The sequence below is a fragment of the Prevotella dentasini JCM 15908 genome, assembly GCF_000614065.1.
In the GTDB taxonomy this organism is placed as follows: Bacteria; Bacteroidota; Bacteroidia; order Bacteroidales; family Bacteroidaceae; genus Prevotella; species Prevotella dentasini.
In genome coordinates, this window is sequence record NZ_BAKG01000003.1 from 49,545 (window position 1) to 63,612 (window position 14,068).

Genomic DNA, 14,068 nt, shown 5'->3' on the forward strand with positions numbered 1-14,068 from the left:
TGTGTGTTTTTATTTTTGTTAGAAGTATTATAGTCTGCTAAACGAACCTTTAGCATCGGGCAGCTTTCGTCTGCCCGGCTGTCGGAAAGCTGCATTTCGTGAGGCTCTCACCTCTTTCTTGGGAGGATGGGGGAGGCTCAGCCTTTCAGTTTTATCTCGCAGTTGTCCAAAGAGTCTATTATGGCAAGGCTCTCGCAGCGCACTCCTGCCCCCTCTATGACTTCCCGGCCGTGCTGGAAGGCCTTTTCTATGATGAATCCCGTCCCGACAAGCTCCGCACCTGCCTGACGGCAAAGGTCGATGATGCCCTTGGCGGCATTGCCGTAGGCGAGAAAATCGTCGACGAAAAGCACCTTGTCGTCCTTGGTCAGGTATTCCTTCGAGATGACAATGTGATATTCGCGCTGCTTGGTAAACGAGAAGACGGTAGTAGAAAGCATGTCAGCCATGGTAGACGGCTTCTTTTTCTTGGCAAAGACCACGGGCAAATCCAAGAGGAAGCCCATCATGATGGCCGGGGCTATGCCACTTGCCTCCACGGTGATAATCTTGTTGATTTCGGTCGAAGCGTAGCGGCGAATCAATTCTACGGCAATCTGCTTCATTAGGTTCGGGTCCATCTGGTGATTGATGAATTTGTCTACCTTCAGAATACCTCCCGGATAGCACTTGCCATCGCGCAGGATACGGTCTATTAATGCTTTCATTGTATAATATTCTTTTAAGGGGAAAGCCAAAGGTGCTCTCCCGAATTAATTGCATGCAAAAGTAATAAAAAAATGTTGTATTTTCGTTATTTTCCACATATAAAAAGTAGTTGTCGTTCCGTCATCGTCATCCATTCTTTACGCCATGCGGAGAAACGGCGGAGCTGCAGGTCTTGTTGGGAAAATATGTGTCGGTATTCGGGAAAGTCCGTAGGGACATATCTTTGTGGGCATCCGTGTTTGTCAGATGGATTTCTTGAAAAATGAAAGTGCCGTACTCGCAAAACGAGAACGGCACTTTCGCAGGGTCAAAGTGCCACTTTCACAAGGCGGAAGTGGCACTTTGGCAAAACGGGTGAGGAGGCCCGGTCTTCAGGACTGTTGTGTCAGCCCCATTTGGGCAGCTTTTTCTTTCAGCAGGACGAGTAGAGGCTCGCGCTCATTGGGCACGCGGTTGTCGAGGACAGCGTCTTTCAGGTGCTTTTTTAGTTCCCCTACCTCGCGGCTGGGCTTCAGGTGGAACAGTTCCATTATCTCGTCGCCGTCGATGCAGGGTTGCAGTTCGCGCTTGTAGTCGCGCTCCTTTAGGTCTGCCAGTTTTTTGCGAACAATCCTAAAGTTGTTGAGAAAGTGCTGCTTTCGCACGTAGTTCTTGCTCGTGATGTCGGCTTCGCACAGCGTCATCAGGTCGTCGATGTCTTCGGCAGCATCGTTCATCAGTCGGCGGACAGCCGAGTCGGTAACCTCGTCGTCGGCTATCGCGATGGGGCGCATGTGGAGGTCGACAAGTTTCTGCACGTACTTCATCTTGCTGTCCATGGGCAGTTTCATCCTTCGGAAGATGCCCGGAATCATCTTTTTTCCGATGACGTTGTGGTTGCGGAACGTCCATCCTGTCGCTGCATCCCAACGCTTGCTCTTCGGTTTCCCGATGTCGTGGAAGAGAGCCGCCCACCGCAGCCACACGTTGTCGGTATGGAGGCAGATGTTGTCCAGCACTTCGAGGGTGTGGTAGAAGTTGTTTTTATGTGCCTTTCCGTTGCGTTTTTCTACTATATCGAGTGCTGTCAGTTCGGGAAGAATGAGCTGTAGGAGTCCGCAACGCTGTAAATCGATAAACCCTTTGCTTGGGGTGCGAGTGGACATAATCTTGTTCATCTCGTCAGCTATTCGCTCACTGCTGATAATCTTGATTCGGTCGGCGTTCCGCTCCAAGGCGGCAAAGGTCTCGTCTTCGATGAAAAAGTTGAGTTGGGTGGCAAAGCGGATGCAGCGCATCATGCGCAGGGGGTCGTCGGAGAAGGTGATGTCTGGGTCGAGTGGCGTAGCAATGATGCCATCCCAAAGGTCGTCGACACCGCCAAAGGGGTCAATCAGTTCGCCGAATCGCTTGTGGTTGAGACAGACGGCAAGCGCGTTGATGGTGAAGTCGCGGCGGTTTTGGTCATCTTCGAGCGTACCGTTCTCCACTATGGGCTTCCGGCTGTCGTGGCTGTAGCTTTCCTTTCGCGCCCCGACAAATTCCACTTCCATTCCCTTGTATTTCACCTGTGCGGTACCGAAGTTCCGGAAAACGGAGAGATGGGCTTTCTTGCCGAGCATGGTCTTCAGCTCGCTTGCCACCCGTATGCCGCTGCCCACGACCACTACGTCGATGTCGTTGGAAGGCCGTCCGAGGAAAAGGTCGCGCACGTATCCGCCCACGACGTAGCACTCAAGGCCCAGCTTGTCGGCCGCCTCGGATATTTTGTGGAATATGTCTTTATTGAGAAGTTCTGCCAGTTCGGCATTTGAGAGGTCTCGCATATAAGTTTTTATTATTTCGTGGCTGCAAAGGTAATCATTTTCTTCAAGTCTCACAAATCGTCAGTGAGACAAAGCGGCATGGCAGCTGCTGAAAAACAGCGGACGGAAACTTGCTTTGCAGCTTGTTTGGTGCACAATACTTTCCCGTCGCTTCTGATGTTTTCGTTGTTTGTCTAATGCCAAGATAGTACCAAAAAACGAACTCTCAAGTTTTTGAAAGGCTGAGTCGGTGTAGCCGCTAAAACGCGTTTGGATATGCTGCTGCTTTGTTTCTGCGCTTCAGTTATTTGTTGCCGGGAGCAGGAATATTGGTAAATCATTCGTTTATTAGAATGATTTTCTGTATTTTTGCAGTCAAATAAGAATTGGATAATGACAACTCAGACTTCAGAAACCAAGGAGGAATTTAGGGGAGTGCTGGTGGAATGTAGGACGCTCTTTGCCAAGAAGCTGCACGACTATGGTGCTTCGTGGCGCATCCTGCGTCCTTCCTCGCTTACCGACCAGCTCTTCATCAAGGCCAAGCGCATCCGTTCCATAGAGATAACGGGGCAGAATCTGGTAGGCGATGATATCCGCTCGGAGTTCATTGCCCTTATCAACTATGGCGTGATAGGGCTGATACAGCTGGAGAAAGGGTTTGTGGACACGGTCGACATATCGGCAGAAGAGGCACTGGAGTTGTACGACCGGCATGCCAAGGAGGCTTACGAGCTGATGCTTAAGAAAAACCACGACTACGGAGAGGCTTGGCGGGATATGCGCGTGAGCAGCTACACTGACCTCATCCTCACGAAAATAGAACGCGTGAAGGAGATGGAGGACATCAACGGAGCCACCCTCGTCAGTGAGGGGATAGACTCCAACTATATGGACATAATCAATTACGCCGTTTTCGGAGCTATCCAACTGAATGAACAAGTTTAAGTCATACTTGGTCAATACCTGTCGCGCCCTGTTGGCATTGACGTTTATCTTCTCCGGATTCGTCAAGGCGATTGATCCGTTGGGCACCCAATACAAGATAGGCGACTATCTTGAAGCTGTGGGATTGGCTGGTTCTTTGCCCGACTGGGTGCAGTTGCTGGTTTCCATCGGGCTTTCCGGTATGGAGTTTACGTTGGGAGTGTTGCTGCTCTTGGCTATTCAGCGGCGTGTGGTCAGCAAGATGACGACGGTGTTCATGGTTCTTATGACTGCCGTCACGCTGTGGCTGGCTATCGGAGAGCCTATTCAGGACTGCGGCTGCTTTGGTGATGCCATCCGGCTGACCAACATGCAGACGTTCGGCAAGAATGTAGTGCTGCTTTTGGCTGCCCTTGTCGTTGTCAGATATCCTCTCTATCAGGTGCGGTTTATATCGAAGACGAACCAGTGGATAGCCATCTACTTTACGATAATCTTCACGCTCGTTGCGTCGGCATTGAGCCTTTACCACCTGCCATCTTCGATTTCCGTCCTTATTATATCGGACAGAATATCAGTGAGGGGATGAAAGTGCCTGAGGGAGCAAAGCAGACGAAGTACAAGACGACCTTTGTCTGTGTAAAAAACGGAGTAGAGAAAGAATTCGATGAGAACAATTACCCGTACAACGACACCACGTGGGTGTTCAAGGACAGCAGGCAGGAGATACTGGAACAAGGTTACGAGCCGCCCATTCATGATTTTTCCATCACCGACGGGGAGACGGGCGAAGACCTGACACAGCAGATTCTTGACAAGAAAGGCTATACATTCCTGCTCGTCGCTCCCTATTTGGAGACGGCAGATGACAGCAATTTCGATGAGATAAACCATATTTACGAATATGCCAAAGCGAATGGCTATGCCTTTTACGGTCTTACCGCGAGTACGGAAAAGGGTATCGGGCATTGGCGCGACATCACAGGGGCGGAATATCCGTTCTATATCACTGATGGCATAACGTTGAAAACGGTTATCCGAAGCAGCCCGGGGCTGGTACTGCTCTATCAGGGAACTATCATCAATAAATGGAGTCAGAACGACCTTCCCACTGCCGGGAGGCTCAACGCACCGCTATCTCTCATTCAGGAAGGGCACGAGCCGGAAAATCATACGTGGATGAAGATAGTGTTGATTATCATTTGCTATATTCTCCCACTGATATTGCTGATTATCACCGACCGCATCTGGGCATGGACGCAATGGGTGAAGAAGCGTGAGGAGTGGGTGAAGCAGAAAGAGCAATCCAACAGATTATATCAACTTATAAAACGTAAAAGACAAATGAGAAAGAAAATTGTAGCAGGTAACTGGAAGATGAATGAAACCTTGCAGGAAGGTATCGCACTGGCAAAGGAAATCAACGAGTCTCTGAAAGCTGAGAAGCCAAACTGCGATGTAGTTATATGCACACCGTTTATTCATCTTGCAAGCGTTGCGGGTGTACTTGACAGCGGAATTGTTGGTCTCGGTGCCGAGAACTGTGCAGATAAGGAAAAGGGAGCCTACACGGGCGAAGTATCTGCTGCCATGGTCAAGAGCACGGGGGCGCAATACGTCATTCTCGGCCATTCCGAGCGTCGTCAGTACTACGGAGAAACTGCAGAGATTCTGAAGGAAAAGGTAAAGCTCGCTCTTGCCAACGGTCTGAAAGTAATCTTCTGCTGCGGTGAGACTCTCGAAGAGCGCGAGGCTGAAAAGCAGAACGAGGTAGTTAAGGCTGAACTCGACGGCTCTGTCTTCAACCTGACAGCCGAGGAATGGAAAAGCATTATCCTCGCTTACGAACCTATATGGGCCATCGGCACAGGCAAGACTGCAACCTCTGACCAAGCGCAGGAGATGTTGGCATACATCCGTTCTATTGTAGCAGAGAAGTATGGCAAGGAAGTTGCTGAAGAGACCTCTATCCTCTACGGTGGCAGCTGTAAGGCCAGCAATGCGCCGGAACTTTTCTCCAAGCCTGATATTGACGGTGGCTTGATAGGTGGGGCTTCCCTGAAGGCTGCCGATTTCAAGGGTATCATCGACGCTTGGAAGAAGTAATCATACTTCCGTCCCATTCCGATTCAGCAAGCAGTCCGCCTTTTCAGAGACGGCTGCTTGCCGAATCCTTTTAATCAGACAAGAAGATGAAAAGACTCCTGACCATATTATTCATTGCCTGCTGTGCCGTGATGACGGCCAGTGCGCAAGGAAACGTTACTGTTACGCAGAGTGCTGACATTGACGCATTGGTCAATGGCAAGAAATCAGCAGCCAAGACCAAGGAACAAATCAAGGCTGAAAAGAGAGCGGCAAAGAAAGCCGCGAAAGAAGAAAAGAGAAGAGCCAAGGAACTGGAACGGCTCCACCGTGCCGGTGCCGTAAAGACTCCCACGCCCAATACCACCACTACACTTACACAAGAAACCAAGAAGATTGCGGCACCCAAGCCCGACAATCACAAGATAGAAGCCCCACGAGTAGTCGTCAGTCCTACTCCCGTTGCCCCGAGAACAAAGCTCGTCATGAGGAAAGTGCGTCGGCAACGTTCTGCAACAGACGGAGAAACGGGAGAACGACGCGTAGTTGTAAAGCGCGTACTGAAGACCTTAAAGAAAGTCCGCGGCTTCCGCGTACAGGCGTATTCGGGAGGCAACACGCGCGCAGCCCGTCAAAAAGCAGAAAAAACAGGTCAGTCGGTGAAGATGATATATCCCGATCAGCCCGTCTACGTGCATTTCTATTCGCCGAGATGGATGTGTCAAGTGGGCAATTTTACCACTTATGAACAAGCACGCAAGGTAATGCGCAAGCTGAAGGCGTCAGGATTTCCACACGCTTGTGTCATTCGCACCATGGTAACAATCAAGACCAGTACGCCCGTGGAATGAGTTTGCTGTCCGAAAACGTCAGGCAAGCCCTATCCCTCCCCAATGACCCGGTCATTTCCAACGAAATTTCATATTCAAAATCTAATCATATCAAATAAAGATACAATGAATCCAGAAACGCAATTCCGCGACGGTCTTGATGAGCTCGCCGCACATTATAAGGAAGTACTCACCCTTTTGGGCGAAGACCCACAGCGTGAAGGCTTGGAGAAGACGCCGATGCGCGTCGCCAAGGCCATGCAGATACTGACCCGAGGCTACACGCAGGATCCGCACAAGGTGCTCACCGACGCCCTCTTTGCCGAGAAATACAATCAGATGGTAATAGTCAAGGACATCGATTTTTTCTCCATGTGCGAACACCACATACTTCCTTTCTATGGCAAAGTGCATGTGGCATATATCCCCGACGGCTACATCACGGGATTGAGCAAGATTGCCCGTGTCATCGATATATTCAGCCACCGCCTGCAAGTGCAGGAACGGCTGACCGAACAAATCAAGGACTGCATACAGGATACGCTTCATCCTCTCGGAACCATGGTCATCGTGGAGGCCAAACACATGTGCATGCAGATGCGCGGAGTAGAGAAACAGAACTCCATCACGACGACCAGTGCCTTCAGCGGAGCCTTCAATCAGGCCAAGACACGCGAAGAGTTTATGAATCTGCTGCGTACCGAGTCCAAGAGAATATAATCAAGATTAACCGTAAAGCAACATTCAATTAGATAATGAAGTTCATTTCATGGAATGTCAACGGGCTGCGAGCCTGCGTGGGCAAGGGATTCAAGGAGAGCTTTGAGGCTCTGGATGCCGACTTCTTCTGCTTGCAGGAGACGAAGATGCAGGAAGGTCAGCTCGACATCAGTTTCCCCGGATATGATTCCTATTGGAATTACGCCGACAAGAAAGGCTATTCAGGTACTGCCATCTTCACACGGCACAAGCCCCTAAGCGTCGGTTATGGCATAGGAATAGACGAGCACGACCATGAGGGACGGGTCATCACGCTCGAGATGGAGACCTTCTATCTTGTTACGGTCTATACACCCAACTCGCAGGACGGGCTTCGCCGGCTTGAATACCGTATGCAGTGGGAGGACGACTTCCAAGCCTACCTGCACCGGCTGGACGAGAAAAAGCCCGTCATAGTGTGCGGAGACCTGAATGTAGCCCATCAGGAGATAGACCTGAAGAACCCGAAGAGCAACCGAAAGAACGCAGGCTTCACCGACGAGGAGCGCGAGAAAATGACAACATTGTTGGGTAACGGCTTCTTCGATTCCTTCCGCACGCTCTATCCCGAACAGATAACCTACTCGTGGTGGTCGTACCGTTTCAGGGCGAGAGAGAAGAACGCAGGATGGCGCATTGACTATTTCCTCGTTTCCGACCGTCTTCGCGACCAGCTCGAAGAAGCCAAAATCCACACCGAAGTATATGGCAGCGACCATTGTCCAGTGGAAGTTGACCTGAAGATATAAATGATATGCGCGAGCAAATCAAGCTGCTTTTGCTGATGGCTGCCGTATTGGCAGCCGTCATTGTCTATGCAGCCATTCCCACGGAATGGTCGATAGGCGGCTTGATACTGCGAAAAATCAACTTGGCAGCCTTGGAACGACCATTCCGGCCTGCTGCCGCCGTACCGAAGACAAGGATTCAGCGGCATCTTGCCACCCGTCAGACAATACTCTTTATAGGCGATTCGATGCTCGAAGGGCTTTCCCTCCGGTTGGGCGACTATGCCAAGGAGAATGGCCATACCCTTCACACCGTGATATGGTACAGCTCTACCACGGAACGGTGGGCCAACACCCAAACGCTCGAACACTACGTGCAGCAGTACAAGCCCACCTACCTGCTAATCTGCCTTGGAAGCAACGAACTGTTTGTCAACGACCTTCCGGAGCGTACCCGGTTTATCCGAACGCTTGCCGGCAAGCTCTCCACGCTTCCATTCGTATGGATTGGTCCTGCCGACTGGAACGGCGACACGGGCATCGTGGACATTATCAGGAAAGAGGTCGGGGAAGAACACTTCTTCGACAGCCGGCACCTGCAACTCAAGCGCGGCCCCGACCACTACCATCCCACCCGGGCCGCTGCCGCGCAATGGATGGACAGCGTGGCCGTCTTCCTGCAAAGCCGCCATTGTGCCGGCCCTTTGCTCCTGAAGAAGCCCGAGAGCCACCACAAGGCAGCCTCTACCCAGATTCTTCAACCCACATTCGAGGGATACGGAGAGAGAGCCTCCAAATAATGAACAAAGGCAGCGTCGCCTGTCAGAATACAGTCTTCCAGACATGCCTTTCCACCCGGCAAAGCCTTCAGAAAGATGATAGAACCGAGCCAGTTACTCCCCTCTCTGCTGTCGTTCCTTTCCACTTCCGACGGCAGTTGGTCGCTATGCACGATTCCGTTCATGGCAGCCTTCGTGGCGTTCTTTGCCCTCTATCTCGTCTTCTGCAAGGAGCGGCGGAGCTGGATGCAGCTCTATGTCGTAGCGTTCAGCCTCTTCTTCGCCTTCAAGGCCAACGGCGCGCTGATGGTCCTCCTCCCCACGACGGCACTGCTCTCGTGGTTTCTCACCCCGAAGATGATGCGTCTCAGGCGCGGTACACCCCGTAGGGCAGGCTTGTGGCTCGTCATTCTCATTGAACTTCTGCCCCTTCTGTATTATAAATACACCGACTTCACGCTCAGTATCTTCAACGACCTGCTGAAGACCAACTTTGCCCTGCAACATCTTTTCCTGCCAATCGGCATCTCGTTCTATACCTTTCAGGCCATCAGCTACACCGTTGATGTCTACAAAGAACGCTTTCCGAAGACAACAGGACTTGTAGAGTATCTCTTCTATCTTACTTTCTTTCCCCTCCTTGTTGCCGGGCCTATCACCCGTGCCGGAGTGCTCATACCCCAAATCAGCCAGCCTCGTCCCGTCAGTAAGGAACTCGTCGACCGCGGTTTGTGGCTCATCGTCTGCGGACTATTGAAGAAAGGCGTCATTGCCGACTATCTGGCGCAATACAACAACTGGATATTCAGCGACCCTACAGCCTATTCCGGCTTCGAGAACGTGATGGGAGTGCTCGGCTACACCCTTCAGATTTACAGCGACTTCTCCGGCTACAGCGACCTCGCCATAGGCATAGCAGCCCTCATGGGATTCGAGCTGAAGGATAATTTCCGCTTTCCTTACCAGAGCCTCAACCTGACAGAGTTCTGGCACCGCTGGCATATCTCGCTGTCTACGTGGTTTCGCGACTATCTCTATATTCCTCTCGGAGGCAACAGGCGGGGGAATCTCCGCACTTACGCCAACAGCTTCATAGCCATGATAGTGGCAGGACTATGGCACGGAGCATCGGGAATGTTCGTCGTCTGGGGACTTCTCCATGGTGTGGGGCTGGTCTGCCACAAGTTCCTGAACAACCATCTGCTGAAGCGAATCCCCGACAACCTCGCCGTCAGGGTGATCAGCTGGTCCGTCACTTTCGGATACGTGGCCTTTGCGTGGATATTCTTCCGCTCGCCGGATATAGACACAGCCTTTGCGCTGATAGGCAACGTCTGCGACGATTTTACCTTGGCCGACTTCCATCCCTTTGTAATGGCACGTCCGCTGTGGATGCTTCTTCTTGCCGTCGGATTGGAACTCCACTCCATTCGTGAGTCGGATTACCTCTGGATGCAGCAGCGTTTCGTCCGCTTTCCGTGGATAGTGAAGTTCATTGTCTTTGCCGTTGTCGTCCAAATGGTCATTCATCTCAGTATGGACAACGTTCAGCCGTTTGTATATACCCAGTTTTAGGCGGCCCCTTGTCTTCAGAGGAAACGGCAGCCACGCCCTTTCCCACTCATTGAATTCTGCCCGTGGCGTAGCAGGCAGCCCAAGGCAAATTAGTTAAGTCGGCAGAAGCGGCAGGGCTGTCCGTCAGTCTTTATGAACCTCTCTCACGGCACTTTGTTTTCAACTTATTACAGCTCCATTTGGAAAGTCTTATGGCAGCAAAACGAAAGTGCCGTTTTCGCATCGTCAAAGCGACACTTTCGTCGTGTCAAAGTGTCCCTTTCGTTTTATGGTTTATACACGTTTGTATAATGATCTGTATACGCTTGTATAATAAGTTATACACGTTTGTATAATAAACTATGTCCAAGGGCTTTATGAGTCGGATACGTTTGTAGTGCCGGTATGGCAGTGCTGCGAATCGGTGTCTTTTCGGTGGTGCAGGGGGGATGGGGCATCGGCAGGCTCTCTGTGGAGCATGTTGTGGCGTATGGATTGGACAGGCACGGCCATGCCGGTATGCAGGGCCACGGTTGATGCCGCTGCGGCGTGCCTGTAATGACAGAGACGGGACTGCGCCCCGTCTCTGCTTGTGTGTCGTTTGTGCTGTTTGTCCTTCCTTGCCTTGGGGATGCTTGTCAGTACATGCCCAGCAGGAAGTGGTAGATGTAGCTGATGCCCAGTCCGGCAATGGTGGCGACGACGACGTGAATCATTCCCGGTGCCATGAAGGAGTGGTTGAGCAGATACTTGCCGATGACGGTTGTGCCCGAGCGGTCGAAGTTGACGGTCGCAATGTCCGACGGGTAGTTGGGGATGAAGAAGTAGCCGTAGACCGACGGCATGACGCCTAAGAGTATCCATCCCGGGATGCCCAGCGAATAGGCGAGGGGCAGCATGCTGACGACGACCGCCCCCTGCGAATTGATGAGTACGGAGACGGCGAAGAAGGCAAAGGCGATGGCCCACGGATAGTCCTGAACGATGCCGCCGAGGAGCAGCTGCATCTCTTCCTGATAGTTGTCGAAGTAGGTGTTGCTCATCCATGCGATGCCGTAGATGGCCACGACGGCCACCATTCCGTTTTGCCATACGGGACCCGATATGGCAGCCTTGGGCTTTGCCTTGCAGCATACAATCATCAGGGCGCAGGCTGTCAGCATGATTATCTGAATGACGATGTTCATGGCGAGCGGCTTGGAGGCCTTCTGCGTGATTCCGTCCACGACGATGCTGCTCCTTACCAGCTTCTTCGTGTCTATGCTTACTCTGCCCGGGGTCTTTGCCGCAATGGTGACGGTGTCAGGCTCGTGCTCTATCAGAAGGCCCTTGGCTTCTGCCGTCCTGACGTCTTTGTCCGTTGCGAGGTAGACTTTCTTCGCTCCTTGCATGTAGTACGACCTGACGAGCGTGGTGTCTTCCTGTGTCGGAAGCATGCTGACGGACGTTACATGGTCTACCGCCTTTACACTGCTGTATTCAGGCAGTATGTTGATGCCGAACATGCTGGTAACGGAGAAGACGACGATGACGGCGAGGGATGCCATGAATATGTACACGGCACGCTTGCTTTCGGGCGATATTTCCTTGTCGAGGGTGGTTGCGGTGCTGCCGTATATGTAGTCGTACTGGACGGGGTCTTTTATTCTTTTCTGAAATTCGGGGTCTTTGTCCAAGTCCTTGCCCCTCTTCCAGCTATAGGCTACGGCTGCCAGTATTCCGAGAATACAGGCAGGGATGTTCACCATGATGACCTGAATGTTGCTGACATTGAATCCGTTGTCGCCCGAGATGGCGGCAAAGGCCACTACTGCGGCTGCAATGGGAGAGCACGTGATGCCTATCTGAGAGGCGATGCTGGCTATTCCGCAGGGACGCTCGGGACGTATTCCTTTCTTCAGGGCGATGTCGCAGATAATGGGCATCAGCGTGTAGACGACGTGTCCGGTACCTACAAGTATTGTCAGGAAGAATGTGGTGAACGGGGCGAGGATGGTAATACGGTCGGGATGCTTCCGCAGGAGTTTCTCTGCAATCTGTATCATCCAGTCCATTCCTCCCGAGGCTTGGAGGATTCCGGCACAGGTTACGGCGGCGATGATGATGTAAATCACATCCGTAGGCGGTTCGCCCGGTTTCAGCTGGAAGCCGAATACGAGGATGGCGAGGCCAATACCGGAAATGGCACCGAGGGCCAGCGAACCATAGCGCGCTCCTACCCATAGGGCGATGAGTACGACTAACAACTCAATAATCATTAAGATTGTCATAGGCTTTTTGTTTAATGTTTATGTAATGACCCAGTTAAGGATACTGCAAAAGTACGACAATTCTGTTATATTATTTGTTGCTTATCTGTCTTTTTGCTTAAGAAATCGGGCGTTTAGTTGAAAAGTGGCATGTCGCTCGGGGTTTCCCTTGGGCGTTGTGGCGGCTGTGTGATGTATGTGCGGCAGGTCTGATGGTGTATGTTGAAGTGGTGATGCCTGTATCGTTGAGGCTGCAAAATGCCGTAAAGGCAGACAGGGAAGAACGATGTTGTACCGTTCTTCCCTGTCGGATGATTTGCAGTTATGCGGAGAGTGTGCCGGAAACGGCCCTGTGCATGGGGCTATCCCCGTATATACTCTTCGCCCTTGAGGAATACGCGCTGAATGATGGGGGTAGTGTAGGCGTAGGGAATAAAGTCGATGGACGGGATGGGGGCGGTGATGTAGAAGTTGGCGACCTTTCCTACGGTTATCGAACCGTAATCCTCGCTCAGTCCCATGGCGCAGGCGGAGTTCAGTGTTGCCGCATTGATGGCTTCGGCCGGCATCAGACGCATCTTGATGCAGGCCAGCGATACGGCAAACTTCATGTCGCCTGACGGCGTGGAGCCGGGATTGTAGTCGGAGGCTATGGCCACCGGCAGTCCTGCCTCTATCATCTTTCTGGCCGGAGCAAACGGCATGTTGAGGAAGAACGACGTGCCGGGCAGGGCAGTAGGTATGGTCTCGGAATCCTTGAGGAGCTGGATGTCGTGGTCGTCCATCGCTTCGAGATGGTCTACGGAGAGGGCATTGCACTCTACGCCCACCTCTACGCCACCCGAAACGGCAAGTTCCTCGCCGTGTATCTTGCCGCGCAGGCCATACTTGGCGCCGGCCTGCAGCAGTCGGCGGGTTTCGTCGGGGGTGAAGAAGCCTTCGTCGCAGAAGACGTCGATGAAGTCGGCAAGGTTTTCCTTTGCCACTGCCGGGAGCATGTCGTTGATGATATGGTCTACGTATTCTGCCTGCCGGCCTGCATAGGCCCGTCCTACGGCATGTGCACCGAGGAAGTTTGCCACCACCTTTACGGGAGCGGTCTCCTTGATACGGCGGATGACGCGCAGCATCTTCAGCTCGTCTTCGAGGTTCAGTCCGTAGCCGCTCTTTATCTCCATTGCGCCCGTACCCTTGCGGATGACTTCGTCTACGCGCTTCATTGCCTGCTCGTAGAGTTCGTCTTCCGAAAGTTCGTGCAGCCGGTCGGCGGAATTGAGGATGCCGCCGCCTCGTTTGGCAATCTCCGCATAGCTCAGTCCGCGAATCTTGTCTACAAATTCGCCCTCGCGGCTTCCTGCATAGACGACGTGGGTGTGGGAGTCGCAGAATGACGGCAGCACTGCACCGCCTTCTGCATCCACAATCATTGTGCTGCGGTCTACCTGCGGCGTGTCAATGCGTGGGCCATACGACACGATGCGTCCGTCTTCTACATAGAGGAAAGCATTTTCTATGGCATTGAGTTGTGCCATTTCCTCGCCTTTCAGGCAGTGTTTGCCGTCGTGTCCGATACCTGCGAGGATGCCTATGTTTGTTATTAATAGTTTCATAGTAGAGGCCTTTCCCTCTGTCCTCCCTCAAAGCGAGGGGAGGGGAAACATGAGG

At 52.2% G+C, this 14,068-nt stretch carries 11 protein-coding genes and 1 pseudogene; 8 read left to right on the forward strand and 4 right to left on the reverse strand.

Annotation, left to right across the window (positions count from 1 at the left end; all coding sequences use genetic code 11):
- Positions 1 to 137 precede the first annotated feature (137 nt).
- Together xpt and JCM15908_RS02060 are read right to left on the reverse strand one after the other, a co-directional pair.
- Positions 138 to 707, reverse strand: a complete 570-nt coding sequence (xpt, locus tag JCM15908_RS02055) for a xanthine phosphoribosyltransferase (RefSeq protein ID WP_025002075.1) — start codon at positions 705 to 707, stop codon at positions 138 to 140.
- 372 nt (positions 708 to 1,079) lie between these two features.
- Entirely contained in the window at positions 1,080 to 2,513 is a 1,434-nt protein-coding gene (locus JCM15908_RS02060) for a CCA tRNA nucleotidyltransferase (RefSeq protein WP_025002076.1), read from the reverse strand.
- Positions 2,514 to 2,885: 372 nt separating this feature from the next.
- On the opposite strand from JCM15908_RS02060, the gene JCM15908_RS02065 reads away from it, so the two are divergent.
- The 8 genes and pseudogenes from JCM15908_RS02065 (at position 2,886) to JCM15908_RS15330 (ending at position 10,691) form a co-directional block, all read left to right on the forward strand.
- Positions 2,886 to 3,440 carry a DUF1599 domain-containing protein gene (locus tag JCM15908_RS02065; RefSeq protein ID WP_025002077.1) on the forward strand — a complete coding sequence of 185 codons (555 nt, stop codon included), beginning with the start codon at positions 2,886 to 2,888 and terminating at the stop codon, positions 3,438 to 3,440.
- A pseudogene (locus JCM15908_RS14280) lies at positions 3,427 to 5,525 on the forward strand (BT_3928 family protein). The gene JCM15908_RS02065 and the pseudogene JCM15908_RS14280 overlap by 14 nt, the downstream one beginning before the upstream one ends.
- 86 nt (positions 5,526 to 5,611) lie before the next feature.
- Positions 5,612 to 6,355, forward strand: a complete 744-nt coding sequence (locus JCM15908_RS02080; protein ID WP_025002078.1) for an SPOR domain-containing protein — start codon at positions 5,612 to 5,614, stop codon at positions 6,353 to 6,355.
- Between the two features lie 105 nt (positions 6,356 to 6,460).
- Positions 6,461 to 7,054, forward strand: a complete 594-nt coding sequence (gene folE, locus JCM15908_RS02085; protein ID WP_025002079.1) for a GTP cyclohydrolase I FolE — start codon at positions 6,461 to 6,463, stop codon at positions 7,052 to 7,054.
- Positions 7,055 to 7,089: 35 nt separating this feature from the next.
- Positions 7,090 to 7,842, forward strand: a complete 753-nt coding sequence (locus JCM15908_RS02090) for an exodeoxyribonuclease III (protein WP_025002080.1) — start codon at positions 7,090 to 7,092, stop codon at positions 7,840 to 7,842.
- Between the two features lie 5 nt (positions 7,843 to 7,847).
- Entirely contained in the window at positions 7,848 to 8,621 is a 774-nt protein-coding gene (locus JCM15908_RS02095; protein WP_025002081.1) for an SGNH/GDSL hydrolase family protein, read from the forward strand.
- 75 nt (positions 8,622 to 8,696) lie between these two features.
- A complete protein-coding gene (locus JCM15908_RS02100; protein ID WP_025002082.1) occupies positions 8,697 to 10,175 on the forward strand; it encodes an MBOAT family O-acyltransferase in 1,479 nt (492 codons plus the stop codon).
- 384 nt (positions 10,176 to 10,559) lie between these two features.
- Positions 10,560 to 10,691 carry a hypothetical protein gene (locus JCM15908_RS15330; RefSeq protein ID WP_262498833.1) on the forward strand — a complete coding sequence of 44 codons (132 nt, stop codon included), beginning with the start codon at positions 10,560 to 10,562 and terminating at the stop codon, positions 10,689 to 10,691.
- A gap of 101 nt (positions 10,692 to 10,792) precedes the next feature.
- Here JCM15908_RS15330 and JCM15908_RS02110 read toward each other — a convergent pair whose 3' ends face one another.
- Positions 10,793 to 12,424 (reverse strand): anaerobic C4-dicarboxylate transporter, encoded by a 1,632-nt coding sequence (locus tag JCM15908_RS02110; RefSeq protein WP_025002083.1) that lies wholly within the window; start codon positions 12,422 to 12,424, stop codon positions 10,793 to 10,795.
- A 341-nt stretch (positions 12,425 to 12,765) separates the two neighbouring features.
- Positions 12,766 to 14,013 carry an imidazolonepropionase gene (gene hutI, locus JCM15908_RS02115; protein WP_025002084.1) on the reverse strand — a complete coding sequence of 416 codons (1,248 nt, stop codon included), beginning with the start codon at positions 14,011 to 14,013 and terminating at the stop codon, positions 12,766 to 12,768.
- Between the last annotated feature and the right edge of the window lie 55 nt (positions 14,014 to 14,068).

Bases quoted from the DNA above. Each gene is read 5' to 3' on its own strand.
- xpt (WP_025002075.1), bottom strand. From the start codon at position 707: ATGAAAGCATTAATAGACCGTATCCTGCGCGATGGCAAGTGCTATCCG.
- JCM15908_RS02060 (WP_025002076.1), bottom strand. From the start codon at position 2,513: ATGCGAGACCTCTCAAATGCCGAACTGGCAGAACTTCTCAATAAAGAC.
- JCM15908_RS02065 (WP_025002077.1), top strand. From the start codon at position 2,886: ATGACAACTCAGACTTCAGAAACCAAGGAGGAATTTAGGGGAGTGCTG.
- JCM15908_RS02080 (WP_025002078.1), top strand. From the start codon at position 5,612: ATGAAAAGACTCCTGACCATATTATTCATTGCCTGCTGTGCCGTGATG.
- folE (WP_025002079.1), top strand. From the start codon at position 6,461: ATGAATCCAGAAACGCAATTCCGCGACGGTCTTGATGAGCTCGCCGCA.
- JCM15908_RS02090 (WP_025002080.1), top strand. From the start codon at position 7,090: ATGAAGTTCATTTCATGGAATGTCAACGGGCTGCGAGCCTGCGTGGGC.
- JCM15908_RS02095 (WP_025002081.1), top strand. From the start codon at position 7,848: ATGCGCGAGCAAATCAAGCTGCTTTTGCTGATGGCTGCCGTATTGGCA.
- JCM15908_RS02100 (WP_025002082.1), top strand. From the start codon at position 8,697: ATGATAGAACCGAGCCAGTTACTCCCCTCTCTGCTGTCGTTCCTTTCC.
- JCM15908_RS15330 (WP_262498833.1), top strand. From the start codon at position 10,560: ATGGCAGTGCTGCGAATCGGTGTCTTTTCGGTGGTGCAGGGGGGATGG.
- JCM15908_RS02110 (WP_025002083.1), bottom strand. From the start codon at position 12,424: ATGACAATCTTAATGATTATTGAGTTGTTAGTCGTACTCATCGCCCTA.
- hutI (WP_025002084.1), bottom strand. From the start codon at position 14,013: ATGAAACTATTAATAACAAACATAGGCATCCTCGCAGGTATCGGACAC.